A 25,475-nucleotide genomic window follows, 5' to 3' on the forward strand; every position below is an offset into this window, starting at 1 on the left:
GTCTTGATTCAGGACACCCGTCCCAGCGCGCGTTTAACCGGGCCAAAACTGCGCCGATGGTGTTCAGTTGCGCCATGTTCAGCCAGCTTTTCCAGATGAAAAGCGGTTGGATACCCTTTGTGCTGGGCAAACCCATACGCGGGATACGTGAGGTCCAGCGCGGCCATTTCGGCGTCGCGTGTCACTTTGGCAATGATAGAAGCCGCACTGATTTCGGCGACCCGGCTGTCACCTTTAACCACAGCCATTGATGGCATGGGCAGTGCAGGGCAGCGGTTTCCGTCGATCAGGACATATTCAGGCACGATCTTAAGGCCGGCGACCGCACGCTGCATCGCCAACATGGTGGCATGCAGAATGTTCAGTTCGTCGATCTCGTGCGGCTCAGCGCGCCCCAGACTCCAGGCCAGCGCATTTTCCGTGATCTCATCAAACAACGCCAGACGGCGCTTTTCAGACAGTTTTTTAGAGTCATTCAAACCAACGATCGGACGCGCAGGATCCAGGATCACCGCAGCCGTGACAACGGCACCCACTAATGGGCCGCGCCCGACTTCATCCACACCGGCAACGAGATGCGTGTGTGGGTATATAAATTCCATCATCTTGCTAGCTCCAGCACCGCATCCGCCGCTTGCTCATCGGCATTACAGCGGATCTGCTGATGCAGTTCGCGGAAGGTGTCATGCATCTGGTGGCTGGTTTTGCCATCGGCAAGCAGCGGCAATAGCGCATCGGCCAATGCCTGCGGCTGGCATTCATCCTGCAAAAGCTCTTTCACCAGCTCACGTCCGGCAAGCAGGTTTGGCAGGGAAACGTAGTCGGTTTTGACCAGACGTTTCGCCAGCCAGAAGGTGAATGGCTTCATGCGGTAACCCACCACCATCGGGCATTTCGCCAGCATGCACTCCAGTGCAGCAGTGCCAGAGGCCAGCAGGGCGGCATCACTCGCAACCATCGCCTCACGGCCCTTCCCGTCCAGGAGATGGACATGGAGATCCGGCGCCACTTCCGTTTTTATGCGTTCAAACTGCTCGCGACGTTTGGCATTGACCAGCGGCACGACCACTTCAAGGTCAGGGTACGTTTCGCGAAGAATCTGAGCTGTTCTGAGGAAATCAGCACTCAGCATCTCGACTTCTGCGCCACGGCTTCCCGGCAGCAGCGCCAGGCAGTGAGCGTCATGAGGGATACCCAGCACGTCGCGCGCCGCATTTTTATCCGGATCCAGCGGCATGGCATCCGCCATGGTATGGCCGATAAAGCGGCATGGAACGTTAAATCTGTCGTAAAACGCTTTTTCGAAAGGCAGGAAAGCCAGCACCAGATCGGTGGATCTCCCGATTTTGAAAACGCGTTTCTGTCGCCACGCCCAGACGGACGGACTGACATAGTGGATGGTCTTGATACCCTGCTTTTTCAGGTTCCCTTCGAGGGTAATGTTGAAATCAGGTGCATCAATACCGACAAAAACATCGGGCTTGAGGTCGGTAAAGCGGCGGGTGAGATCGGCACGAATATGCAGCAAGCGGCGTAGACGCCCCAGCACCTCGACGATGCCCATCACGGCCAGCTCTTCCATCTCATACCAGGCTTCACAGCCCTCGGCCTGCATCAGCGGGCCAGCAACGCCAACAAAACGGGCGTTAGGCACGCGCGCCTTCAGCGCACGGATAAGACCTGCACCAAGAATATCGCCGGAGGTTTCTCCGGCGACCAGGGCAATCGTAAGCGGACGACTGTCGACCATTAACGAATCAGACCCCTTGTTGAACGGTCAAAGAACTCCATGAACGCGTTCACTTCCGGGTGCTTATTCGCCAGCTCGGCAATTTCCGGCTTTGCCTCTTCCAGCGTTTTGCCGTTACGGTACAACTGCTTGTACGCGTTGCGGATCGCCGTAATTGCCTCTCGGCTAAAGCCACGACGCTTGAGGCCTTCAATGTTCACGCCAAACGGCGTGGCATGGTTACCCTGCGCAATCACGTAAGGTGGGACGTCCTGCGCCACACCCGAGCATCCGCCGACCATCACGTGTGCACCAATGATGCAGAACTGATGGACTGCGGTCATGCCGCCGATAATTGCGAAATCGTCAACCGATACGTGTCCCGCCAGCGTTGCGTTGTTGGCGAGAATACAGCGGCTACCTACCGTACAGTCATGCGCAATGTGCGCATTAACCATAAACAGGTTGTCGCTGCCTACCTTCGTCAATCCACCGCCCTGCACTGTTCCACGATGAATGGTGACGCTTTCGCGAATACGGTTACGATCGCCGATTTCCAAACGGGTCGACTCACCAGCATATTTTAAATCCTGGTTTACTTCGCCGATGGAGGCGAACTGATAGATCTCGTTATTGCAGCCAATGGTTGTATGACCATTCACCACGACGTGAGATTTCAGTACTGTACCCTCACCAATTTCGACATGGGGTCCAACAATACAAAACGGACCGATGTGAACGTTAGCACCAATGATGGCACCCACTTCCACAATAGCAGTAGGATGAATAAAGGCAGATTTATCAATCACGTATCAGGACTCCCGGCTTCTCGCGCACATCATAGTCGCTTCGCAAACAACTTTGCCGTCAACCAGAGCTACGCCTTTGAAGCGAGTCAGGCCACGACGCGTTTTTTCAAAAGTGACTTCCATGATCATCTGATCACCAGGCACGACTGGACGCTTGAAGCGCGCTTCATCGATACCCGCGAAGTAATAAAGTTCACCTGGCTCCAGTTTACCAACGCTTTTAAACGCCAGAATACCGGTAGCCTGTGCCATCGCTTCCAGGATCAACACACCCGGGAAGATAGGCTTACCAGGGAAGTGTCCCTGGAAGAACGGCTCGTTAACGGAGACATTTTTCACTGCGCGCAGAAAACGACCTTCTTCAAAATCCAGCACACGGTCTACCAGCAAAAACGGGTAACGGTGCGGCAGAAGTTCTAAAATCTCTTCAATATGCAGAGTATGAGTGTCAGTAGTCAAAATACTCTTCCTGTCAAATGTACCAAATAGCAATAATAACACGGCCTGCCGGTTTATAAGAAAGCCGACAGGCCGGGAAAAATAGCGTTAAACAGATGAACGCTTAGTCTTGTTGATCGATCTTGCGCTCAATCGCTTTGAGGCGCTTGCTCATATCATCAATATTCATCACCAGAGCAGCTGTTTTACGCCATACCTTGTTCGGTTGCAGCGGAATGCCTGAGGAATAGACGCCCGGTTCAGTGATAGGACGCATTACCATGCCCATTCCTGTCACCGTCACCTTGTCGCATATTTCCATGTGGCCGTTGATCACGCTGGCACCGCCAATCATGCAGTAACGACCAATTTTGAGGCTACCGGCCATGATAACGCCGCCCGCAACTGCGGTATTGTCGCCAATCACAACGTTATGTGCAATCTGACACTGGTTATCGATGATAACACCGTTGCCAATAATGGTGTCGTCCAGCGCACCGCGGTCGATGGTCGTACAGGCGCCGATCTCAACACGATCGCCGATAATCACGCGACCAAGCTGCGGGATCTTAACCCAGTTACCGCGATCGTTAGCATAGCCAAACCCGTCAGAACCGATCACCGTACCGGACTGAACGAGGCAATTTTCGCCGATCTCTACTTCATGGTAAACGGACACATTAGCCCACAGACGGGAGCCTGCGCCAATTTTAGTCTGTTTTCCAACAAAGCAGCCAGGGCCAATGACCACGTTATCGCCCAGCACAACGCCGGACTCGATAACGGCATTAGCGCCAACTGCAACGTTGTTACCCAGCTGCGCCGTCGGATCGATTGCAGCGCTGGCCGCAATGTTTTGCGCCGGCTGCGGCGTGGTATCAAGAATTTGGGCCATGCGTGCATAGGTCAGGTAGGGATTTTTCACTACCAGTGCAGCGCTCGCGGCAAACGGGAGATCGTCCTGCGTCAGTACGACGGCAGACGCCTGGCATTGGGCCAGGTGTTCACGGTACTTGGGGCTTACCATGAAGGTAATGTTGCCCGCTTTAGCAGATTGCATGGACGCAACAGCGGTGATGACGATATCGCCATCACCGTGTAATTCTGCATCCAACTGCTGAGCTAAATCAGCCAGTCGAATTGAAGGCATTACTTATTTAACCTGTTTCAGAACATCAGCGGTGATGTCTTTAACATCGCTGCTGTTGAAAGCTACGGCGTTCGCATCCACAACCAGATCGATGCTCTGATCGGCAGCAACTGCTTTAACAGCAGACTGAATACGCGTCACCAGCTTACCACGCTCTTCGTTAGAACGACGCTGACGATCCTGCTCGAAAGCCTGAGCTTTCTGGGAGAAGGTCTGGCGCTGTGCCATCACGTCTTTTTCCAGTTTGCTACGATCGCTCGCTTTCATGGTAGAACCATCACGCTGCAGACGCTGCATTTTAGTCTGGAGGTCACCTTCCATACGTTGCAGTTCGCCAGCACGGCCTTTGAATTCGTTTTCCAGAGTCGCAGAAACACCTGTTTTCTGTGCAACCTGCTGGAACAAATTACCCATGTTGACGATTGCAATTTTGTCTGCTGCCTGAGCAGACGTTGCCATCGCTAAACCGAGACCTGCAGCTAATAACCACTTTTTCACAATTAACTCCTTACCATCCCATTGGCACCCGAAGGTGCCGTTCTTTGCGTGGCAAGGCGACCGTTTTACCGATCGCCGGTTGTCAGCGCTACACTGCCAACGCATTCCATTGCAGCGGATTATTACCAGGTTTTACCAATGTTAAACTGGAACTGCTCCGCTTTGTCTCCATCGTATTTCTTGAACGGCTGGGCGTAAGAGAAGACCAACGGCCCCAGCGGTGACATCCATTGTAATGCGATACCTGCAGACATGCGAATATTGCCCGGATCGCTGTAGTCAGGAATACCGGCCGCACGCGTCTGGGCTGTATTCTCCCAGTTGGTATCCCACACCGTACCGGCATCCATAAAGAAGGAGGTACGGACGGAGTTCGCGTATTTGTCGCTGATAAACGGCGTAGGCGTGATGAACTCAAGGCTCGCCACGGCCATGGCGTTACCGCCCACCGCATCATCAGAGCTACAGACTTCAGAAGAGGATTTCTTATCGCAGTTATCCTCGTCGTTTCCACCGTAGTAAGCCGCTTTCGGACCAATGTTGTTGGACTGGAAGCCACGAACGGTGCTTGAACCACCGGCGTAGAAGTTCTCATAGAACGGCAGCTCTTTGCCGCCTAAGCCATCACCATAGCCCCAACGGGTACGACCGAGAACAACCCATTTATGGTCGTCGTCAATCGGGAAGTAGGACGCGGTATCCAGCGTCACCTTGTAGAACTCGTTATCGGAGCCCGGAACGGTCACTTTACCGTTCAGGTTGACACGAGAACCCTCTGTCGGGAAGTAGCCACGGTCAAGACGGTTGTACGTCCAGCCGTAGTTGAAGGTGAAGTCATCGGCAGCAAAACCGTTGTTATCGCTGGAGGTGCTCGCCGACTGGCCGATAGAATCCAGATAACGCCACATCGCGACCTGCGGCTGCATGTTGGACAGGTCGTTATGCACGTAACCTAAACCAGCACGCAGGGTGTTGTATTCGTTAATCGGGAAGCCGAGCGTACCGTCTACACCGTAACTCTTGTTGGTATAGGAGGACAGATCTGCATCGTCAGCTTTAAAGTCGTTGTAGAAGATACGACCGCCCAGGCTCACACCGTCAACGGTGAAGTATGGGTTAGTAACCGAGAACTCAGAATAGGTCTGGTAGTCGTTTTTCGTGCCGTTGATACCGACGGAGTAGCCCGTACCCAGCCAGTTATCCTGCTGGACACCGACCTGGAAGCTCACGCCACTTTCAGTACCGTAGCCTACACCGAAGTTGAAGCTACCGGTGTTACGCTCTTTCACCTTATACACGACATCAACCTGATCCGGGCTGCCCGGAACGCGCTGAGTATCGGTATCGACGGTTTCAAAGTAACCCAGACGGTTCAGACGCTCTTTACCCTGATCAACGAGATCGCTGCCGAGCCACGCCCCTTCCATCTGGCGCATTTCGCGACGCAGAACGGAATCTTTGGAGGTATCGTTACCCTCGAAGCGGATCTTACGCACGTAGAAACGGTTACCCGCATCAACGTTAACGTGAAGCTTAACGGTTTTATCCGTATCGTTGATTTCAGGCTGAGTTTGCACACGCGGATACGCATAACCATAACGGCCGAGCAGCTTCTTAATGCTGTCTTCCATTTTGGTCACTTTCGAACCGCTGTACAGATCGCCCGGCTGGATCTTAGTCAGTGATTCAATCTCAGCAGAATGCCCGGCCAGGTTTCCACTTACTTCAACACCAGAAAGCGTGTACTGATCGCCTTCAGTAATGTTAACCGTAATGTAGATCCCTTTCTTGTCCGGAGTCAGACTTACCTGAGTCGAATCGATGTTGAAACGCGCGTAACCACGATCCAGATAGTAGCTGCGCAGCGTTTCTAAGTCGCCCGCCAGCTTCTGTTTCTGATACTTACGATCGCCAACAACGTTCCACCACGGCACTTCGTCACGCAGCTGGAAGGTCGAGATCAGTTCGTCGGTGCTGAACGCGTGGTTACCCACGATGTTGATCTGTTGGATCTTCGCGGAAACACCTTCCTGGAAGACCAGTTTCAGGTCAACACGATTACGCGGTAGCGGAGTAACAACCGCCTTCACGCTGGCACTGTATTTACCGACGCTGTAGTAGAAGTCCTCCAGACCTTTTTCGATGTCTGAAAGGGTTGTGCGGTCCAGGGATTCACCCACACGGACACCAGATGCTTCAAGGTTTTGCTTGAGCATGTCATCTTTCACCGACTTATTGCCGGAGAAGGTGATACTGGCGATCGTTGGGCGTTCTTTTACCTGCACCAGCAGCGTATCACCATCGCGCAGGACGCGAACGTCCTCAAAGTTGCCAGTGGCAAACAGAGCACGGATGGTGTTACTGATATCTTCATCATTAACCGTATCGCCGGGGCGTACAGGCATACTGAGGAGGGCCGCACCAACGGCGACACGCTGGAGGCCTTCGAAATGAATGTCTTTCACTACGAACCCGTCAGCACCGTATACGGTGGCGCTGCTAAACAGCAGCGACGCTATGAGCAACTTTTTCATCGCCATCGTTATTATGCGTTCTTCCTAACACTCTCTTACAACCGAGAGAAATCATTGAAAAGTGCAAGCCCCATTAACAGCACCAGCAAAATCGAGCCAATGCGATAACTAAAGTCTTGAACTCGCTCGGATACCGGTCCGCCTTTAAGCTTTTCAATCGCTAAAAACAGCAGATGACCCCCGTCTAACACGGGAAGCGGGAACAGGTTGATTATCCCAAGGTTCACGCTAATGAGCGCGAGGAACATGAAATAGTAAATCACCCCGAATTCCGCTGACATCCCAGCCCCCTGAGCAATCGAAATAGGCCCACTGAGGTTGTTCAGTTTCACATCACCGGTTATCAATTTCCCCAACATGTTTACCGTTAGCTTCATCAGTTGCCATGTTTTATCCGTGGCTTCAAGGATGGCGCTGAACGGCCCATACTGGCGTATTGTCTTGTACTCATCTGGCAGTGGGATCACTTTCGGCACTACGCCTGCAAACCCTTCTGCCTTTCCGCTGCCCGATTTGGTATCCGGGATTAGCGTCAGCGAGAGCGGACTCCCCTGCCTTTCCACTTCCAGCGCGAGCGATGTACCCGGATTATCACGCACCAGAGTAACAAAGGTCATCCACTGTGTTAATGGCTGACCATCGACTTTAACGATCCTGTCGCCCGCTTGCAAACCTGCTTTACTCGCCGCCGAATTCGCCTGTACTTCGGCTAATACCGGCTCGATTTGCGCGCCGCGTGGTCGAATCCCCAGAGCGGAGACGGGATCTTCTTTATCAGGCTCGAAACGCCAGTGGCGTAAATCCAGCACTTTTTCCTGCCGCTGGTCAGATCCAAAAGGCGATACGCTGACAGTCGTCTGCTCATCGCCAATTTTCGCAACCAGCTGCAATCGCACGGCATCCCAATCAGGGGTTTCGATGCCATCAATCGCTTTAAGTTCCATTCCCGGTGTAATTTGCGCACTGGCCGCGACGGAACCGGAGGTAATTTCGCCGACAACCGGGCGCACGCCAGGGACACCGATGATGAACACCAGCCAGTAGGCGAAGATAGCGAAGAGGAAATTGGCTACCGGACCGGCAGCGATGATGGCAGCACGTTGACCAACGGTTTTGTTGTTAAACGCACTGTGTCGGAGTTCTGGGGCAACAGGCTCAACACGTTCGTCGAGCATTTTGACGTAGCCGCCCAGGGGAATAAGCGCAATGACAAATTCGGTGCCCTGCTTGTCGGTACGTTTCCAGAGCGATTTACCAAAACCGATGGAGAATCGTTCTACCCGCACACCGCAGCGCCGAGCAACCCAGAAATGGCCAAATTCATGCACGGTAATCAGTACACCCAGTGCAACAATGAACGCCGCCAGATTCCAGAGAATACTCAGCATAAAACCTTCCGTTAAATCGTCCCGAATACCAGTAAAAGCAGGCAAGCAAACACCGGAACCGCCGCCGTCAGGCTGTCAATGCGATCCAGTATTCCGCCATGTCCTGGAATAAGGTGACCACTGTCCTTTATCCCTGCTTCACGCTTAAACATACTTTCGGTTAAATCACCCAAGACCGATGCCAGCGCAGCGAAAATCGAACATACCAGCAGCGTTGACGGTGCAACCTCAAGATTCGCCCAGACGCCGTAGCCCCAGGAGATGATCGCTGCCGTAAACAGGCCACCGATGAAACCTTGCCAGGTTTTGCCCGGTGAAACTTTCGGCGCCAGTTTATGTTTGCCGAACAGTTTACCAAACATATAGGCCCCAGAGTCAGCCCCCCAGACGAGAATCATCACATAAAGTAGCCACAACGCACCGCTGTAGTGATTGTCATCGTAGTGCCAGGCGCGCAGCGCGAGCATACCCCAGAAAAAAGGAACAATTGTGAGCAGCCCAAAAATAAGGCGCAACACTTTGGAATTGCGCCATATTGCCGCTGAGCCTGGATAGAAAAGCACCAGCAACAACGCAACAACCCACCATGCCAGCGATATCCATAAGGATCCGGCCACCAGCGGCTGGTGAATATCGTGATGATATTCAGGCATAGTGAACATCATCAGGGCCAGTAAAAAGCCACAGAGCACAGCCAGCCAGACCCGCTGAGTGCGCGAGGTAAAGCCGCTAAGCTGTCCCCATTCCCACGCGGCGAGCATACACACCACCAGCGTAACAATAGCGAAACCCACCGGGGGCAGTAAAAACAGCGCCGCGATGACAATGGGTATTAATACAAAAGCGGAAATCAGGCGATACTTCAGCAAAAGCTACCCCCATCAGGCGTTGTCGCCACCAGGCTCGGTGCCACCGAAACGACGCTCTCGATTAGCAAAGGCATGCAGCGCACCTTCAAAGTCTTGTTCATCAAAATCGGGCCAAAGAACATCAGTAAAGTAAAGTTCGGCGTAGGCAATTTGCCAAAGCAAAAAGTTACTTATGCGGTGTTCTCCCCCTGTCCTAATTACCAAATCCACAGGCGCCAGTTCATTCATGCAGATTTGCTGACCCAGCGCCTCTTCATCAATTTGGTCGGGTCTCAACAGCCCTTCCTGAACCTGCTCGGCCAAATGCCGAACACCCTGGATAATATCCCAGCGTCCACCGTAGTTCGCCGCGATATTGAGCGTCAGGCCGGTGTTCTTTTCCGTCAGCGCTTCTGCTTTGCGAATACGTTCCTGCAAACGCGAGTTAAAACGACTGGTATCGCCAATAATCCGCAGGCGGACGTTGTGGCGGTGCAGGCTTTTTACTTCGCTGTCGAGCGCCCACACAAACAGTTCCATCAACGCAGTCACTTCCTGCGCAGGTCGATTCCAGTTTTCACTGCTAAAAGCATAGAGCGTTAACGCATCAATGCCGTTATTGGCGGCAAAAGAAACGGCGCGGCGGACAGATTTCGCCCCAGCTTTATGCCCAAAGGCCCGTATCTTCCCTTGTCTTTTCGCCCAGCGGCCATTGCCATCCATAATGATTGCTACATGGCGACAGCCATGCGCTGGCAAGTTTTCGCTTATTGGTTGATTCGCAGACAACATAACGCGTTTTTAGTCCCTGAAAAGGATTTAGCGGTACTCAGGAATACTGAAGCCTATACATAAAAAAGCCGTGTCAAACCACGGCTTACCTGACCACATAAAGTCAAATTCCTGCGATCAGGTGGCGCAGACTATATCACTGAAGCCCAACGCTAACAAATAGCACGACGACTGGTGCTTGCTTTATCACCAGCTTGCGAGACGCGTCACCTGTTTGCGCGCAACAATACGGGCCTCTGCATCCACTGCCAACACCTCTTCCACGCTTTGAGGCTCACGCAGATCCATCATCTCAAGCACTGAGAGATTCAGCGCCGCGATATCGGTAAAACGGATCTGCTGATTCAGAAATGCCTCAACGGTGATCTCATTGGCCGCATTAAGTGCTGTCGTCGCCGCTTGTCCCTGGTCAAAGGCCGTCATCGCAAGCTTCAGGCACGGATAACGGTCATAGTCAGGCTCGCTAAACGTCAGTGAACTCAGCTTGCAAAAATCGAGCGGTTTCACCCCGGACTTCACCCGGTGTGGCCACGCCATCGAATGTGCGATTGGCGTACGCATATCCGGCTCGCCCAGCTGCGCAAGCACGCTGCCATCCTGATAGCGTACCATTGAGTGGATCACCGACTGCGGGTGGATCAGCACTTCCATCTGTTTCGCCGACGCATTAAACAGCCAGCGAGCTTCTATGTATTCCAGACCTTTGTTCATCATGGTGGCAGAATCGACGGAGATCTTACGTCCCATCGACCAGTTCGGATGACGGCATGCCTGATCCGGCGTCATTGCGCTCAGTTCAGACAGCGGCGTTTCACGGAACGGGCCACCAGACCCGGTAAGCAAAATCGACACAACGCCATTTTGCTCCAGGTCAGCGTACCCCAGGTTCTGTTGAAAAGGTTGCGGTAAACTCTGAAAAATCGCGTTGTGCTCGCTATCAACAGGCAAAAGACGCGCTCCGCGCTGTTTGACGGCGTCCATAAACAGGCGCCCGCAGGTTACCAGCGACTCTTTGTTCGCCAGCAGCACATCTTTACCGGCATCGATAGCCGCGAGCGTCGGCAGTAGCCCGGCCGCCCCAACGATGGCGGCCATCACCTGATCGACCTCATCCAGGGCAGCCATATCACAGGCCGCCTGTTGCCCGCTCAGCACTTCAGTGCTGCTGCCCAGCTCCTGAAGCCTGGCTTTAACCTGGCGAGCGCTCTCTTCGTCATCCATCACCGCAAAACGGGGCGTGAACTCCAGGCACTGCTCGACCATACGCTGCACGTTCCTGCCGGCCACGAGAGCGGTCACGGTGTAGCGTTCAGGATTATGGCGAACAACGTCGAGAGTGCTGCAACCGATAGAGCCGGTTGAGCCGAGGAGTGTTAAATGCTTCATGAGATGCCCGAAAAAAGTTAGACCAGATAAAAGCAAAACGCCGCCAGCAAGACACGTGGTCCCTCTGAACGGCGTTTATCAGTGTAAGACAGAAATCAGAACTGCATCAGTTCAGCTTCTTTATCTGCCAGCGCCGCATCAATTTTCTTGATGGCCGCGTCAGTCATCTTCTGCACGTCATCCTGAGAACGACGGTCGTCATCTTCACTGATCTCTTTTTCTTTCAGCAGCGCTTTTACTTTATCGTTCGCGTCGCGGCGTACGTTACGTACGGAAACACGACCCTGCTCGGCTTCGCCACGCACTACTTTGATCAGGTCTTTACGACGTTCTTCCGTCAGCGCAGGCAGCGGAACGCGGATATCAGCGCCCGCAGAGCTTGGGTTCAGGCCGAGGTCAGACGCCATAATGGCTTTCTCAATGGCCGGGCTCATAGAACGATCGAATACGTTGATTTTCAGCGTACGGGTATCTTCTACGGTAACGCTCGCCAGCTGACGCAGCGGAGTTGGCGTACCGTAGTATTCTACGATGATGCCATCCAGCAGGCTTGGTGAAGCACGGCCAGTACGGATTTTGCTGATTTGGTTTTTGAACGCTTCTACGCATTTATCCATGCGCACTTCAGCATCTTTTCTGATGTCGTTAATCACGTTACGGATCCTTGAAAACTTGTCTCAGGCAGACTAACCGCCAGCACAGCGCTACAGGTGTGCTAAGTATAGTCGCGTTTAATTCATGACAACGCCAAAGGCGTGTCCGGGTAAGATACCACTACAAAGTAAAGCGGAATCTTACCTGTATTTATCGCCGACGGAAATTATTCCGTGATCAAAGTGCCTTCTTTTTCACCCATGACCACGCGACGCAGTGCGCCAGGCTTGTTCATGTTGAAGACACGGATCGGCAGTTTGTGGTCACGAGCCAGCGTGAAGGCGGCAAGATCCATCACTTTCAGCTCTTTATCCAGCACTTCGCTGTAGGACAGCTGATCGTACATGGTTGCAGAAGGATCTTTTGCCGGATCGGCGGTAAACACGCCATCCACTTTGGTTGCTTTCAGCACCACGTCGGCTTCGATTTCGATACCGCGCAGGCAGGCTGCGGAATCGGTAGTAAAGAACGGGTTACCCGTACCGGCGGAGAGGATCACCACGCGGTTGTTGCGCAGCAGGCTGATGGCCTCTGCCCAGCTGTAGTTGTCGCACACGCCATTCAGAGGAATAGCGGACATCAGGCGGGCGTTCACATAGGCGCGATGGAGCGCATCACGCATTGCCAGGCCATTCATCACGGTTGCCAGCATACCCATGTGGTCGCCCACAACGCGGTTCATCCCCGCTTTCGCCAGACCAGCACCACGGAAAAGGTTGCCACCGCCAATGACCACGCCAACCTGAATGCCAAGTTCGACCAGTTCTTTGATTTCCTGTGCCATGCGGTCAAGGATGCTTGCGTCAATACCGAAGCCTTCCGTTCCCTGCAGCGCTTCGCCACTCAGCTTAAGCAGAATGCGTTTGTACACGGGTTTTGCATTGGTAGCCATGTTTCTTTCCTGAGACTGTCAACGATTAAGATGGGGGTTAATTCTGGCGACATGTTATGCCGCAAACCAGCGCAGGGATACAGTAACCTGTCTGATTTTGTGTGACGGGTGACAAAAAGAAGCCGCCCTCAGGCGGCTCCTTTTCAATCATTAAGACTGCTTGGACATTGCAGCAACTTCTGCTGCGAAGTCAGTCTCAACTTTCTCGATGCCTTCGCCCACTTCGAAGCGGATGAAGCCAGTTACGTCAGCGTTGTGCTCTTTCAGCAGCTGAGCAACAGACTTGCTTGGATCCATAACGAAAGGCTGGCCAGTCAGAGAAACTTCGCCGGTGAATTTCTTCATGCGGCCTTCAACCATTTTCTCTGCGATTTCTTTTGGCTTACCAGACTGCATCGCGATGTCCAGCTGAACCTGGTACTCTTTCTCTACCACTTCAGCAGACACGTCTTCTGGCTTAACGAATTCTGGCTTGCTTGCAGCGATGTGCATTGCCAGCTGTTTAACCAGCTCTTCGTCAGCGCCTTTAGCAGCAACCAGAACACCGATACGTGCGCCGTGCTGGTATGAACCCAGAACGTCGCCTTCCAGTACAGAAACACGACGGATGTTGATGTTCTCACCGATTTTAGCAACCAGAGCAACACGTTCTTCTTCGAACTGTGCTTTCAGAACTTCAACGTCAGTGATTTTGCCAGCAACAGCTGCGTCCAGAACTTTGTTCGCAAATGCCTGGAAACCGCCATCTTTAGCAACGAAGTCAGTCTGGCAGTTAACTTCCAGAATGATACCGTAGTTGCCTTCGATCTTAGTGATGATCACGCCGTCAGCAGCAACGTTGCCTGCTTTTTTAGCTGCTTTGATCGCACCGGATTTACGCATGTTTTCGATTGCCAGCTCGATGTCGCCGTTCGCTTCAGTCAGCGCTTTTTTGCAATCCATCATGCCTGCGCCAGTACGCTCGCGCAGCTCTTTTACCAGGGATGCGGTAATTTCAGCCATTCTTAAATCCTCGGGAGATGTGAACTGCCCGGCCGGGGCCAAACAGTATAAATTGAAAAAAGGGGCCGATAATTGGCCCCTATTCATACACGGTACTAATAAGGGGTAAAACCTTATTATTCAGCTTCTACGAAGCTTTCTTCCGCCTGAGAAGCCAGATCCTGAGAACGACCTTCACGTACGGTAGTCGCTACAGCACCCAGGTACAGGGTAACTGCGCGGATTGCGTCGTCGTTACCCGGGATAACGAAGTCAACACCGTCCGGATCGGAGTTGGTATCAACGATAGCGAATACCGGGATACCCAGGTTGTTAGCTTCTTTGATTGCGATGTGCTCGTGGTCAGCGTCGATAACGAACAGCGCGTCTGGCAGGCCGCCCATGTCTTTGATACCGCCCAGGCTGTTTTCCAGCTTGCCCAGTTCACGAGTGCGCATCAGCGCTTCTTTCTTAGTCAGCTTGTCGAAAGTACCGTCCTGAGACTGAGTTTCCAGATCTTTCAGGCGTTTGATTGACTGACGAACGGTTTTCCAGTTAGTCAGCATGCCGCCCAACCAGCGATGGTTCACGAAGAACTGGTCGCAGCTGTTAGCAGCTTCTTTCACAGCTTCGCTTGCAGCGCGCTTAGTACCAACGAACAGAATCTTACCTTTACGGGAAGAGATCTTGTTCAGCTCAGCCAGGGCTTCGTTGAACATTGGTACAGTTTTCTCAAGGTTGATGATGTGAACTTTGTTACGCGCGCCGAAGATGAAAGGCTTCATTTTCGGGTTCCAGTAACGGGTCTGGTGACCAAAGTGAACACCAGCCTTGAGCATGTCGCGCATGGAAACAGTTGCCATGTTTAAAACCTCTATAGTAAAAGTTGGGGTTAAGCCTCCACGTATCCCATATTACCGACCCCAAAGGGCACCCCGGAATATGTGCCGATACGTGTGTGTTGTTACACAAAGTGAGATTTATCGCCTCCGTCCATTCTGTGTATATGAAATGGATCGGAAGTCCGGCGCGCTTTATACCACAAAACAGGGCCGGAAACCAATCATTGTTGACGGTGGGTGCTGTTAATGATTCTCAATTTGGCACGGGGTGCGCCAGACTGATACCATTGACGACACGTAGATTAGTATTGTCGAAAAAATCGACACCGATGGACAGATTACATGGCTATCTCTATTAAGACCCCTGAAGAAATTGAAAAGATGCGCGTCGCCGGTCGTCTGGCCGCGGAAGTGCTGGAAATGATCGAGCCGTATGTCAAACCGGGCGTCAGCACCGGCGAACTGGACCGCATCTGTAATGACTATATCGTTAACGAGCAGAAAGCGGTTTCCGCCTGCCTCGGCTATCACGGCTTCCCGAAGTCCGTCTGCATCTCTATTAATGAAGTGGTGTGTCACGGCATTCCGGATGACGCTAAGCTGCTGAAAGATGGTGACATCGTGAACATCGACGTGACCGTCATTAAAGACGAGTACCACGGCGACACCTCTAAGATGTTCATCGTAGGCAAGCCAACCATTCTTGGCGAGCGCCTGTGCAAGGTGACGCAAGAGAGCCTCTACCTGGCGCTGAAGATGGTGAAACCGGGCATTCGCCTGCGCACACTTGGCGCGGCTATCCAGAAGTTTGTGGAAGCAGAAGGTTTCTCCGTAGTGCGCGAATACTGCGGTCACGGCATTGGTCGCGTCTTCCACGAAGAGCCGCAGGTTCTGCACTATGATGCGGATGACGGCGGCGTGGTCCTGCAGAAAGGCATGACCTTCACCATCGAGCCGATGGTGAACTCTGGCGATTACCGCATCCGTACCATGAAAGACGGTTGGACGGTGAAAACCAAAGACAGAAGCTTGTCTGCACAGTACGAGCATACTATTGTGGTGACGGACAACGGCTGCGAAATTATGACGTTGCGCAAGGATGACACCATCCCGGCGATACTGACGAACATTGAGTAAGAAGAAGCCGGCAAATGCCGGCTTTTTTAATGGCGATAGCTTTTTCTTATGGGTGGCACACGATGAGTAATCTTTTACCCGAACAGTATGCTAACACAGCCCTTCCCACCCTCCCCGACCAGCCCGATAATCCGGGCGTCTGGCCGCCGCACGAGCTGAAGTGCGCCGACATCAAAGCGCATATGGACGTCTTCCAGCGCTGGCTGGGAAGCGCCTTTGACGCGGGTATTTCTGCCGAGCAGCTTATCGAAGCGCGGACCGAATTTATTGACCAGTTGCTGCAGCGCCTGTGGATAGACTACGGCTTCGGGCAGATTAGCGACGTGGCGCTGGTTGCCGTCGGAGGCTATGGCCGCGGAGAACTGCATCCGCTTTCGGATATCGACCTGCTGATCTTAAGCCGCAAAAAGCTGCCGGACGAGCAGGCGCAGAAAATCGGCGAGCTGCTGACGCTGCTGTGGGACGTGAAGCTGGAAGTGGGCCACAGCGTGCGCACCCTGGAAGAGTGCCTGCTGGAAGGGCTATCTGACCTGACCGTCGCCACCAACCTGATTGAAACCCGCCTGCTGATCGGCGACGTCGCGTTATTCCTCGAGCTGCAGAAACATATCTTCAGCGACGGGTTCTGGCCATCGGAAAAGTTCTTCGCCGCGAAGGTTGAAGAACAAAATCTACGCCACCAGCGCTATCACGGCACCAGCTACAACCTCGAACCCGATATCAAAAGCAGCCCCGGCGGCCTGCGCGATATCCACACCTTACAGTGGGTCGCCCGCCGTCATTTCGGCGCCACCTCGATGGACGAAATGGTCGGTTTTGGCTTTTTAACCGAGGCCGAGCGTAACGAGCTCAACGAATGTCTGCACCTGCTGTGGCGCATCCGTTTCGCCCTGCATCTGGAAGTCACCCGCTACGATAATCGCTTACTGTTCGACCGTCAGCTCAGCGTTGCCCAGCGCCTCAACTATAGCGGTGAAGGCAACGAGCCGGTTGAACACATGATGAAGGATTTCTTCCGCGTCACCCGCCGCGTCACGGAACTGAACCAGATGCTGCTGCAGCTGTTCGATGAAGCGATCCTGGCCCTGACGGAAGATGAAAAGCCGCGCCCGATTGACGACGAATTTCAGCTACGCGGTACGCTTATCGATCTGCGCGACGAAACGCTGTTCATTCGCGAGCCGGAAGCGATCCTGCGGATGTTCTACACCATGGTTCGCAACAGCACGATCACCGGGATCTACTCCACCACCCTGCGTCATCTTCGTCATGCGCGCCGCCACCTGAAACAGCCATTGTGCTATATCCCGGAAGCGCGCGCCCTGTTCCTGAGCATGCTGCGCCATCCTGGCGCCGTCAGCCGCGGGCTGCTGCCGATGCACCGCCACAGCGTACTGTGGGCCTACATGCCGCAGTGGTCGCATATCGTCGGCCAGATGCAGTTCGATCTTTTCCACGCCTATACGGTGGATGAACACACCATCCGCGTGATGCTCAAGCTGGAAAGCTTTGCTCAGGAAGAGACGCGCTCCCGCCATCCGCTGTGCGTCGATCTGTGGCCGCGCCTTTCTCACCCGGAGCTGATCCTGATCGCCGCCCTTTTCCACGACATCGCCAAAGGCCGCGGCGGCGACCACTCGGTGCTGGGCGCGCAGGACGTGCTCAAGTTTGCCGAGCTGCACGGTTTGAACTCGCGTGAGACGCAGCTTATCGCCTGGCTGGTCCGCCATCATCTGCTGATGTCGGTCACCGCCCAGCGTCGCGATATTCAGGATCCGGAAGTCATTAAGCAGTTCGCCGAAGAGGTGCAAACGGAAAACCGTCTGCGCTATCTGGTCTGCCTGACGGTGGCCGATATTTGCGCCACCAACGAAACCCTGTGGAACAGCTGGAAGCAGAGCCTGCTGCGCGAGCTGTACTTCGCCACGGAAAAACAGCTGCGCCGCGGGATGCAAAACACCCCGGACATGCGCGAGCGCGTTCGCCACCACCAGCTGCAGGCGCTGGCGCTGCTGCGGATGGACAATATTGACGAAGAGGCGCTGCATCAGATTTGGGCGCGCTGTCGTGCCAACTACTTTGTACGCCACAGCCCAAACCAGCTCGCCTGGCACGCGCGTCATTTGCTGAAACATGACCTGTCGAAGCCGATGATCCTGCTCAGCCCACAGGCCACGCGCGGCGGGACGGAGATCTTTATCTGGAGCCCTGACCGCGCCTACCTGTTTGCCGCCGTCTGTGCGGAGCTCGACAGGCGTAACCTGAGCGTTCACGACGCGCAGATTTTTACCACGCGCGACGGCATGGCAATGGACACCTTTATTGTGCTGGAGCCGGACGGCAGCCCGCTGTCGTCGGACAGGCATGAGGGGATACGCTTTGGTCTGGAGCAGGCGATTACCCAGCACAGCTGGCAGCCGCCGCAGCCGCGTCGTCAGCCGTCAAAACTGCGTCACTTTACCGTCGATACCGAGGTTAATTTCCTGCCGACCCACACCGACCGTAAATCGTTTCTGGAGCTGATCGCGCTCGACCAGCCGGGACTGCTCGCCCGCGTCGGCCAGGTTTTTGCCGATCTGGGAATTTCGCTTCATGGCGCCCGAATTACAACCATTGGCGAGCGAGTAGAAGATTTATTTATAATCGCGACAGCGGACCGGCGTGCCCTTAATAATGACCTGCAGCTTGAAGTGCAACAACGGTTGACAGCAGCCCTCAATCCAAACGATAAAGGGTGACGTGTTTTTTAGTGAAATGGAAAGAGTAAACAATGCAGCAGTTACAGAACGTTATTGAGTCCGCTTTTGAGCGTCGCGCCGAGATCACCCCGGCAAATGTGGATACCGTTACGCGTGAAGCGGTAAACCAGGTTATTTCCCTGCTGGATTCCGGCGCGCTGCGCGTGGCAGAAAAAATCGACGGTCAGTGGGTCACTCATCAATGGCTGAAGAAAGCCGTGCTGCTCTCTTTCCGTATCAACGATAACCAGGTTATCGACGGAGCAGAAAGCCGCTACTTCGATAAAGTGCCAATGAAATTCGCGGACTACGACGAAGCGCGTTTCCAGAAAGAAGGCTTCCGCGTCGTGCCGCCAGCGGCAGTTCGCCAGGGCGCATTCATTGCGCGCAACACCGTGCTGATGCCATCCTACGTGAACATCGGCGCCTACGTTGATGAAGGCACCATGGTGGACACCTGGGCGACCGTCGGCTCTTGCGCGCAGATCGGTAAAAACGTTCACCTGTCCGGCGGCGTCGGCATCGGTGGCGTACTGGAGCCACTGCAGGCTAACCCAACCATCATCGAAGACAACTGCTTCATCGGGGCGCGCTCCGAAGTGGTTGAGGGCGTGATCGTTGAAGAAGGCTCCGTGATCTCCATGGGCGTTTACATCGGCCAGAGCACCCGCATTTACGATCGTGAAACCGGTGAAGTGCACTACGGTCGCGTTCCGGCAGGTTCTGTCGTCGTGTCCGGCAACCTGCCGTCGAAAGATGGCAAGTACAGCCTGTACTGTGCGGTTATCGTGAAGAAAGTAGATGCGAAAACCCGTGGCAAAGTCGGTATCAACGAACTGCTGCGCACCATCGACTAAGTCGGTATTGCGTTAAAAAAACCCGCCTGCTGGCGGGTTTTGTTTTTCTACGCTTTGGTAATGACAACCGGCACGCTTTTATAGGCGGGCGTCAGGCTTTCAGCATCTACTGCATCCAGCGACAGCAGCACGTTCGCTTCAGGCAGGTACGCGCCAATCGATCCGGCAGCCATGCTGTAAATCACCACCGTCAGCCCCCGCATTTCCCGCCCTTCGGCAGGCTGGCCGCTATCCTCCAGCGCCTGCACGTTGACCACATCGCCCTGAACCAGCCCGCGCGCTCTGGCCTCAGCCTCGCTCAGGAAGACAACATCCCGGCGGCCGGTAATACCGCGGTAACGATCGTTCATACCATAGATCGTGGTGTTGTACTGATCGTGGCTGCGCAGCGTCGCCAGCACCAGGGTATCGGAGGGGTGATGCTGAAGGTCAACGGCAGTATGACATCCCACCACGAAGTTCGCTTTCCCGTTCGGCGTATGCCACTCACGACGTGAAGCCGGGGTATCCATACGAAATCCGCCAGGCTCAGCGATTCGGGCGTTGTAGTCGGCAAACGCCGGGATCACCGCTTCAATCGCCTCCCGGATCAGCGCGTAGTTGCCGCTCATCTCTTCCCAGTTCACCAGGGAGTCAGGCAGCGCGGCGCGCGCCATTTCCGCCACAATAGCAGGCTCGGATTTCAGCCAGCGCGAAGCCGGCTTGAGGCCGCCGCAGGAGGCATGGACCATCGACATGGAGTCTTCGACGGTGACGGACTGGATGCCCGTGGCCTGAAGGTCACGTTCGGTTCTGCCCAGCGCAGGCAGCAGATAGTTATGCTTCGCCAGCAGCAGGTGCGAGCGGTTGAGTTTGGTGGCGATATGTACCTGCATATCCAGCGTTTTCATGGCGGCAAAGGTGCGCTGCGGTTCAGGCATCGCCACCGCCAGGTTACCGCCCATACAGATCAGCGCTTTGGCCTCTCCTCGCTCTATGGCGCGAATGCTCTCCACGCTGGAACGCCCGTGTCGACGCGAAACCCTGATGGCAAAACGATCCTCCAGACGCTTCAGGAACTCCTCAGGTGCGGCCTCGTTGATCCCCACCGAGCGATCGCCCTGCACGTTGGAATGGCCGCGCAGCGGACATATCCCCGCGCCAGCCTTGCCCATATTCCCCTTCAACAGCAGCAGGTTAACCAGCTGCTGAACGTTTTCGGTGCCGTTTTTATGCTGGGTGATCCCAAGACCATAGCAGATGATGGTGGCGCGGGATTTGTTATAGCTGTCCGCCAGATCTTCCATCTGGCCGTGCGTCAGCCCGCTTTCCTTTTCCAGCTCGGCCCATTTGCACTTGCGCAAGTCCTCATACAGCGCCGAATAACCGGCGGTATGCTCAGCGATAAACGCATGATCGAGGCACGGCTGCTGGTCGAGCAAAATCCGGGCTTCATCCATCTCGATCAGGGCTTTCATGATCCCTTTAAGCAGCGCGGAATCCCCGCCCATTCTCACCTGGTAGTAGCGGCTGCTTAGCATTGTTGCCTGCCCGGTGAACATCTCCTTCGGGCTTTGTGGAAAGCTAAACCGCTCAAGGCCGCGCTCCGCCAGCGGGTTAATCGAGATAATTTTGCCCCCGCGTTTAGCCACCTCCCGCAGGGTAGTCAGCATACGTGGATGGTTAGTGCCCGGGTTGTGCCCAATACAGATCACCAGATCGCAGTGCTCGAAATCATCCAGCTCTACCGTCCCTTTTCCAAGGCCAATAGACCGCGTCAGCCCCGCGCTGGTTGGGCCGTGACACATGTTGGAACAGTCCGGAAAATTACTGCTGCCGTATTCCCGTGCGAAAAGCTGGTACAGGAAGGCCGCTTCGTTGGAGGTACGCCCTGAGGTATAAAACTCTACCCGTTCCGGAGAATCATAGCTGCGCAGGCGTTCGCCGATCTCCTTAAAGGCGACATCCCATTCAACCGCCTGCCAGCGGTCCGTCGCGGCGTCGTATTTCATCGGATGGGTTAAACGACCGCTATTTTCCAGCTCATAGTCGCTGTAATGCCACAGCGTAGAAACCGGATGACGACTAAAAAATTCAGGGGAGGCTTTCTTGCTGGTGGTTTCCCAGGAGACCGCCTTAACGCCGTTTTCGCACAGCTCCATCGGCGCGCGGTGGCCGGGATCTGGCCATGCGCAGCCGGGGCAGTCAAAGCCCGAGACCTGGTTCATCTTAAACATAGCGATAATATCGCGGGCGACAGCCCGTTGCGAAAATACCGACGCGGTGACGGCTTTTACTGCGCCCCAGCCTCCTGCCGGGCCCTGATAGCCATTAATACCTGCAACACCCTTTTTCATTGCGACTGCTTATTTACCGACAATTATTTATGGCGGCTACGGTAGCAATTTCACTCTCATATTGATTTCCTCTTGACGAGGTAGCTAAAAACTACAATAAACGAGTTAGGTTTATGCTCCTTGCTTGCGTGCAGACAGGCGAAAATGGAGTACCGTTTGCTGGGATGCTCCCGCTTTTTGCATATGAGGGTGGCGAAAAAGGATTTTTTCGTTAATTATTCAAAGGTTATGTTGAGATAAGGGTACCGCTATGTACGATAATCTGAAAAGTCTGGGCATTACCAATCCTGATGAAATTGATCGTTACAGTCTCCGTCAGGAAGCCAATAACGATATTTTGAAAATCTATTTTCACAAGGACAAAGGGGAATTTTTCGCCAAAAGCGTGAAGTTTAAATACCCGCGCCAGCGCAAGACCGTCGTGGCAGACGGTGTTGGCCAGGGTTATAAAGAAGTACAGGAAATCAGCCCTAACCTGCGCTATGTGATCGATGAACTCGATCAGATCTGCCAGCGCGATCGTACTGAAGTCGATCTCAAACGTAAGATCCTGGATGACCTGCGTCATCTGGAGAGCGTTGTTACCCACAAGATCAGCGAGATTGAAGCGGATCTTGAGAAGTTAACTCGTAACAAATAATTTAGGTGCGGTCTGATGCCCTCTCCCACAGGGAGAGGGTGAAAACTGCATACAGCATCAACGCTGCTCGTCTAACTGAAGCGCCACGTACAGCAGCAGCCTGTCGTCAAAATTCCCCAGATCCAGCCCCGTCAGCTCCGAGATTCGGTTAAGCCGATATTCCAGCGTATTGCGATGAATAAACAGCGCTTTCGACGTCGCCAGCGGCTGCACGTTATGGCGAAACCACGCCTGCAGCGTGCGGCGCAGCAGGCCGTTGTTGTCCATCGCCTTCAGGCGCACCAGCGGACGCGCCAGCTCATTGGCCTGCCAGCCGCCGCGCAGGCTGTCGAGCAGCACCGGCAGCATCAGGTCCTGGTAAAAGTAGCTTCGGCTTTCCGGCATGCGCTGCTTGCCCACCATCATCGTGGTACGCGCGGTGCGCCACGAGCGGGCAATGCTGCCCGGCCCGGTAAAGTAGTTGCCCAGCGCAACGCGAAAACGCAGCTGACCGTTCTCTTTCATTCGCGCGATGAGTTGATCCACGCGGCGGCGGTGATCTTCCGCATCCCAGCGGCCAAACTGATTGAGCGCGGGCTTAAGCACCACCATTTCAGTAAGAGAGACGATCGCCACCAGGTTATTGCGCTCCGGCGTTGCCAGCGCATTCTGCAGCTGCTGCAGCTCAGCCATCGCGCTGTCCACGCCAAGCTGGCCGCTGTCCACTTCAATCATCGCCACCACGCGCGGTTGATTCAGGTCGATACCCAGGCGCTGCGCCCACTCGTTCAAGGCAGGCGTGTGTTCCTCCGCCTGAATGAGGTTCATGACCAGTTCTTCACGCAGGCGGCTATCCTGCGCCAGCAGGTGCATCAGGCGCGATTGCTCCAGCATCATCTCCGCCGTCATACAAACCAGCTCGCCGTATTTACGCAGGGATTCCGGCTCCCCGGTCAGGCCGATAACGCCGACGATTTCACCTTCGAGACGCAGCGGTAAGTTGATGCCCTGACGAACGCCGTGCAGGTGTTTTGCGACCGCATCGTCAATATCGACCACCCGCCCCTGAGAAAGCACCAGCAGCGCACCTTCGTGCAATTCCCCAATGCGCTCCCGATCGCCGCTGCCAATAATGCGCCCGCGGGCATCCATTACGTTGATATTGGTATCGATAATGCGCATGGTGCGCGCCACGATATCCTGCGCCATTTTGGTATCAAGATGCCAGCCAGCCATGTAACCCTCCTGTGAGCAGAGCTCAAGCATAGGGGAGTTCATTAAGAGCCGCATTGTGCGGATGCACAAAGAGAGAGTGAGATGTATGGACTTGTGGAAAGGGTCACAGAAAAAAGAAAAGCCCCTGCCGTATCGCGACAGGGGCTAAAGGGGATTATTGCATCAGCAGGTAGATGGAGGAGTCTCCACGCTGAATATTCAGCGCCAGCACGGAAGGTTTGCTGTCGAGAATTTTGCGCAGTTCAGCGATGTTTTTCACCGGCTGCTGGTTAGCGCCCATGATCACGTCACCTTTTTTCAGGCCGATACGCGCAGCCGGTGAGTTCGCTTTCACGTTGTTCACCACCACGCCTTTATCTTCACCCTTATTGCTCATCTCGGCACCTTCGATACCGCTGAAGATGGTGCTGGAATCAACCTGATTCTGGCTGCTCTGCTGCAGTTCCAGGCTCACGTTAACCGGCTTACCGTCACGCAGCAGGCCAAGGGTCACTTTGCTGCCAATCGGCATTGAGCCCACTTCGGCACGCAGCGCGGCAAAGCTGCTGATCGGCTTCCCGTTCAGGGAGGTGATCACGTCACCCGCTTTAATGCCCGCTTTCGCCGCGGAGGAGTTCGGCATTACCTGGCTGACGAACGCCCCGCGCTGGGCGTCAACTTTCATCGCTTTCGCCAGCTCGGAGTTCAGCTCGGTACCGAGGATACCCAGCTCACCGCGTTTCACCTGGCCATACTGCACCATTTGCGCGGTCAGGTTTTTCACCATATTGCTTGGAATAGCAAAGCCGATACCGATGTTGCCGCCGTCCGGCGCCAGGATCGCGGTATTGATACCAATCAGTTCACCGTTCAGGTTCACCAGCGCACCGCCGGAGTTACCGCGGTTGATCGCAGCGTCCGTCTGGATGAAGTTTTCGTAGTTTTCAGCATTCAGGCCGCTACGGCCCAGCGCAGAAACGATACCCGAGGTCACGGTTTCACCCAGGCCGAACGGGTTACCGATCGCCACGGTGTAATCCCCGACGCGCAGCGCGTCAGAGTCGGCAAGCTTAATCGCCGTCAGGTTTTTCGGATCCTGAATCTGAATCAGGGCGATGTCGGAGCGCGGGTCTTTACCCACCACTTTCGCATCAAACTTGCGGCCATCGCTCAGCTGTACCTTAATGGTGCTGGCATTATCGACAACGTGGTTGTTGGTCACCACGTAGCCTTTCGCTGCGTCAATGATGACGCCCGAGCCCAGCGCCATGAATTTTTGCTGCTGGCCGCCGCCGCCCTGGCTGTCATCCCCTGCACCGCCGCCCTGACAGAACGGAGAGCTCTGGAATGGCGAACCGTCCTGGCAGAACGGCGAGTTGTCGCCAAAGAACTGCTGGAAGTTACGCGGCATACGCGGCGTATTGACGGTCGTGCTGCCCTCAACGTTGATACTCACCACCGATGGCATCACTTTTTCGAGCATCGGTGCCAGGCTTGGCATCTGCTGCGCGGTTGCTGCCGACGACGCGGTCTCGGCTGCAGTCGCAGCCACAGGAGACAGCGCTAAACCTAAACTCAGAGCCAGTGCACTCATTGCTAATGTGGTTTTTTTCATGTTTCTCAATCTCGATT

At 54.5% G+C, this 25,475-nt stretch carries 22 protein-coding genes; 4 read left to right on the plus strand and 18 right to left on the minus strand.

All coding sequences use genetic code 11. The annotated features are described in order from the left end of the window. Nucleotides 1-8 precede the first annotated feature (8 nt). The 15 genes from rnhB to rpsB all read right to left on the minus strand — a co-directional run bounded on the left by rnhB (nt 9) and on the right by rpsB (nt 14,962). The gene (gene rnhB / locus D5067_RS18615) at nt 9-605 is read right to left on the minus strand and encodes a ribonuclease HII (protein ID WP_119938448.1); all 597 of its coding nucleotides are present in this window, start codon (nt 603-605) and stop codon (nt 9-11) included. Continuing rightward, on the minus strand, nt 602-1,750 hold the full coding sequence (gene lpxB / locus D5067_RS18620; RefSeq protein ID WP_119938447.1) for a lipid-A-disaccharide synthase: 1,149 nt from the start codon (nt 1,748-1,750) through the stop codon (nt 602-604). Before lpxB ends, rnhB begins: the two co-directional genes overlap by 4 nt. Next, entirely contained in the window at nt 1,750-2,538 is a 789-nt protein-coding gene (lpxA, locus tag D5067_RS18625; protein WP_119938446.1) for an acyl-ACP--UDP-N-acetylglucosamine O-acyltransferase, read from the minus strand. Before lpxA ends, lpxB begins: the two co-directional genes overlap by 1 nt. A gap of 3 nt (nt 2,539-2,541) precedes the next feature. Then, a complete protein-coding gene (gene fabZ, locus D5067_RS18630) occupies nt 2,542-2,997 on the minus strand; it encodes a 3-hydroxyacyl-ACP dehydratase FabZ (protein WP_010426706.1) in 456 nt (151 codons plus the stop codon). 103 nt (nt 2,998-3,100) lie between these two features. Beyond that, nucleotides 3,101-4,126, minus strand: a complete 1,026-nt coding sequence (gene lpxD, locus D5067_RS18635; protein ID WP_119938445.1) for a UDP-3-O-(3-hydroxymyristoyl)glucosamine N-acyltransferase — start codon at nt 4,124-4,126, stop codon at nt 3,101-3,103. Nucleotides 4,127-4,129: 3 nt separating this feature from the next. After that, complete coding sequence (gene skp, locus D5067_RS18640; RefSeq protein ID WP_119938444.1) at nt 4,130-4,624, minus strand: molecular chaperone Skp; 495 nt, start codon at nt 4,622-4,624, stop codon at nt 4,130-4,132. Nucleotides 4,625-4,746: 122 nt separating this feature from the next. After that, nucleotides 4,747-7,164 (minus strand): outer membrane protein assembly factor BamA, encoded by a 2,418-nt coding sequence (gene bamA / locus D5067_RS18645; RefSeq protein WP_119938443.1) that lies wholly within the window; start codon nt 7,162-7,164, stop codon nt 4,747-4,749. Nucleotides 7,165-7,193: 29 nt separating this feature from the next. Continuing rightward, nucleotides 7,194-8,546, minus strand: a complete 1,353-nt coding sequence (gene rseP / locus D5067_RS18650) for a sigma E protease regulator RseP (protein WP_119938442.1) — start codon at nt 8,544-8,546, stop codon at nt 7,194-7,196. An 11-nt stretch (nt 8,547-8,557) separates the two neighbouring features. Beyond that, nucleotides 8,558-9,415, minus strand: coding sequence for a phosphatidate cytidylyltransferase (gene cdsA / locus D5067_RS18655; RefSeq protein WP_119938441.1), 858 nt, complete (start codon nt 9,413-9,415; stop codon nt 8,558-8,560). Nucleotides 9,416-9,427: 12 nt separating this feature from the next. Further along, nucleotides 9,428-10,186 carry a (2E,6E)-farnesyl-diphosphate-specific ditrans,polycis-undecaprenyl-diphosphate synthase gene (gene ispU, locus D5067_RS18660; protein WP_119938440.1) on the minus strand — a complete coding sequence of 253 codons (759 nt, stop codon included), beginning with the start codon at nt 10,184-10,186 and terminating at the stop codon, nt 9,428-9,430. A gap of 186 nt (nt 10,187-10,372) precedes the next feature. Then, nucleotides 10,373-11,572 (minus strand): 1-deoxy-D-xylulose-5-phosphate reductoisomerase, encoded by a 1,200-nt coding sequence (gene ispC / locus D5067_RS18665; protein ID WP_119938439.1) that lies wholly within the window; start codon nt 11,570-11,572, stop codon nt 10,373-10,375. A gap of 95 nt (nt 11,573-11,667) precedes the next feature. Then, nucleotides 11,668-12,225: a ribosome recycling factor gene (gene frr, locus D5067_RS18670; protein WP_006173607.1), complete on the minus strand. Its 558-nt coding sequence runs from the start codon at nt 12,223-12,225 to the stop codon at nt 11,668-11,670. Between the two features lie 167 nt (nt 12,226-12,392). Next, nucleotides 12,393-13,118 (minus strand): UMP kinase, encoded by a 726-nt coding sequence (pyrH, locus tag D5067_RS18675; protein ID WP_006173609.1) that lies wholly within the window; start codon nt 13,116-13,118, stop codon nt 12,393-12,395. A gap of 150 nt (nt 13,119-13,268) precedes the next feature. Next, nucleotides 13,269-14,120 carry a translation elongation factor Ts gene (tsf, locus tag D5067_RS18680; protein WP_119938438.1) on the minus strand — a complete coding sequence of 284 codons (852 nt, stop codon included), beginning with the start codon at nt 14,118-14,120 and terminating at the stop codon, nt 13,269-13,271. A 116-nt stretch (nt 14,121-14,236) separates the two neighbouring features. After that, entirely contained in the window at nt 14,237-14,962 is a 726-nt protein-coding gene (rpsB, locus tag D5067_RS18685) for a 30S ribosomal protein S2 (protein WP_119938437.1), read from the minus strand. Nucleotides 14,963-15,283: 321 nt separating this feature from the next. Between rpsB and map the strand changes: the two genes are divergently transcribed. The 3 genes from map to dapD all read left to right on the plus strand — a co-directional run bounded on the left by map (nt 15,284) and on the right by dapD (nt 19,673). After that, a complete protein-coding gene (map, locus tag D5067_RS18690; protein ID WP_119938436.1) occupies nt 15,284-16,078 on the plus strand; it encodes a type I methionyl aminopeptidase in 795 nt (264 codons plus the stop codon). A 62-nt stretch (nt 16,079-16,140) separates the two neighbouring features. Further along, nucleotides 16,141-18,816, plus strand: a complete 2,676-nt coding sequence (gene glnD / locus D5067_RS18695) for a bifunctional uridylyltransferase/uridylyl-removing protein GlnD (protein ID WP_119938464.1) — start codon at nt 16,141-16,143, stop codon at nt 18,814-18,816. A gap of 32 nt (nt 18,817-18,848) precedes the next feature. Beyond that, complete coding sequence (gene dapD, locus D5067_RS18700) at nt 18,849-19,673, plus strand: 2,3,4,5-tetrahydropyridine-2,6-dicarboxylate N-succinyltransferase (RefSeq protein ID WP_008501915.1); 825 nt, start codon at nt 18,849-18,851, stop codon at nt 19,671-19,673. Nucleotides 19,674-19,720: 47 nt separating this feature from the next. Here dapD and D5067_RS18705 read toward each other — a convergent pair whose 3' ends face one another. After that, complete coding sequence (locus tag D5067_RS18705) at nt 19,721-22,009, minus strand: FdhF/YdeP family oxidoreductase (RefSeq protein ID WP_119938435.1); 2,289 nt, start codon at nt 22,007-22,009, stop codon at nt 19,721-19,723. Nucleotides 22,010-22,259: 250 nt separating this feature from the next. On the opposite strand from D5067_RS18705, the gene D5067_RS18710 reads away from it, so the two are divergent. Further along, complete coding sequence (locus tag D5067_RS18710) at nt 22,260-22,649, plus strand: DUF3461 family protein (protein ID WP_012016111.1); 390 nt, start codon at nt 22,260-22,262, stop codon at nt 22,647-22,649. 57 nt (nt 22,650-22,706) lie between these two features. Here D5067_RS18710 and cdaR read toward each other — a convergent pair whose 3' ends face one another. Together cdaR and degP are read right to left on the minus strand one after the other, a co-directional pair. Continuing rightward, nucleotides 22,707-23,864 (minus strand): DNA-binding transcriptional regulator CdaR, encoded by a 1,158-nt coding sequence (cdaR, locus tag D5067_RS18715; protein ID WP_119938434.1) that lies wholly within the window; start codon nt 23,862-23,864, stop codon nt 22,707-22,709. A 154-nt stretch (nt 23,865-24,018) separates the two neighbouring features. Beyond that, a complete protein-coding gene (gene degP / locus D5067_RS18720) occupies nt 24,019-25,458 on the minus strand; it encodes a serine endoprotease DegP (RefSeq protein ID WP_119938433.1) in 1,440 nt (479 codons plus the stop codon). Between the last annotated feature and the right edge of the window lie 17 nt (nt 25,459-25,475).

The organism is Enterobacter huaxiensis (assembly GCF_003594935.2).
GTDB classification, from domain to species: Bacteria; Pseudomonadota; Gammaproteobacteria; order Enterobacterales; family Enterobacteriaceae; genus Enterobacter; species Enterobacter huaxiensis.

What these genes read in the sequence shown, in the direction of transcription:
- ispU (WP_119938440.1), bottom strand. Translation starts at nt 10,186, where the DNA reads ATGTTGTCTGCGAATCAACCAATAAGCGAAAACTTGCCAGCGCATGGC.
- tsf (WP_119938438.1), bottom strand. Translation starts at nt 14,120, where the DNA reads ATGGCTGAAATTACCGCATCCCTGGTAAAAGAGCTGCGCGAGCGTACT.
- lpxD (WP_119938445.1), bottom strand. Translation starts at nt 4,126, where the DNA reads ATGCCTTCAATTCGACTGGCTGATTTAGCTCAGCAGTTGGATGCAGAA.
- D5067_RS18710 (WP_012016111.1), top strand. Translation starts at nt 22,260, where the DNA reads ATGTACGATAATCTGAAAAGTCTGGGCATTACCAATCCTGATGAAATT.
- lpxB (WP_119938447.1), bottom strand. Translation starts at nt 1,750, where the DNA reads ATGGTCGACAGTCGTCCGCTTACGATTGCCCTGGTCGCCGGAGAAACC.
- degP (WP_119938433.1), bottom strand. Translation starts at nt 25,458, where the DNA reads ATGAAAAAAACCACATTAGCAATGAGTGCACTGGCTCTGAGTTTAGGT.
- cdaR (WP_119938434.1), bottom strand. Translation starts at nt 23,864, where the DNA reads ATGGCTGGCTGGCATCTTGATACCAAAATGGCGCAGGATATCGTGGCG.
- ispC (WP_119938439.1), bottom strand. Translation starts at nt 11,572, where the DNA reads ATGAAGCATTTAACACTCCTCGGCTCAACCGGCTCTATCGGTTGCAGC.
- pyrH (WP_006173609.1), bottom strand. Translation starts at nt 13,118, where the DNA reads ATGGCTACCAATGCAAAACCCGTGTACAAACGCATTCTGCTTAAGCTG.
- glnD (WP_119938464.1), top strand. Translation starts at nt 16,141, where the DNA reads ATGAGTAATCTTTTACCCGAACAGTATGCTAACACAGCCCTTCCCACC.
- dapD (WP_008501915.1), top strand. Translation starts at nt 18,849, where the DNA reads ATGCAGCAGTTACAGAACGTTATTGAGTCCGCTTTTGAGCGTCGCGCC.
- map (WP_119938436.1), top strand. Translation starts at nt 15,284, where the DNA reads ATGGCTATCTCTATTAAGACCCCTGAAGAAATTGAAAAGATGCGCGTC.
- bamA (WP_119938443.1), bottom strand. Translation starts at nt 7,164, where the DNA reads ATGGCGATGAAAAAGTTGCTCATAGCGTCGCTGCTGTTTAGCAGCGCC.
- rseP (WP_119938442.1), bottom strand. Translation starts at nt 8,546, where the DNA reads ATGCTGAGTATTCTCTGGAATCTGGCGGCGTTCATTGTTGCACTGGGT.
- rnhB (WP_119938448.1), bottom strand. Translation starts at nt 605, where the DNA reads ATGATGGAATTTATATACCCACACACGCATCTCGTTGCCGGTGTGGAT.
- D5067_RS18705 (WP_119938435.1), bottom strand. Translation starts at nt 22,009, where the DNA reads ATGAAAAAGGGTGTTGCAGGTATTAATGGCTATCAGGGCCCGGCAGGA.
- rpsB (WP_119938437.1), bottom strand. Translation starts at nt 14,962, where the DNA reads ATGGCAACTGTTTCCATGCGCGACATGCTCAAGGCTGGTGTTCACTTT.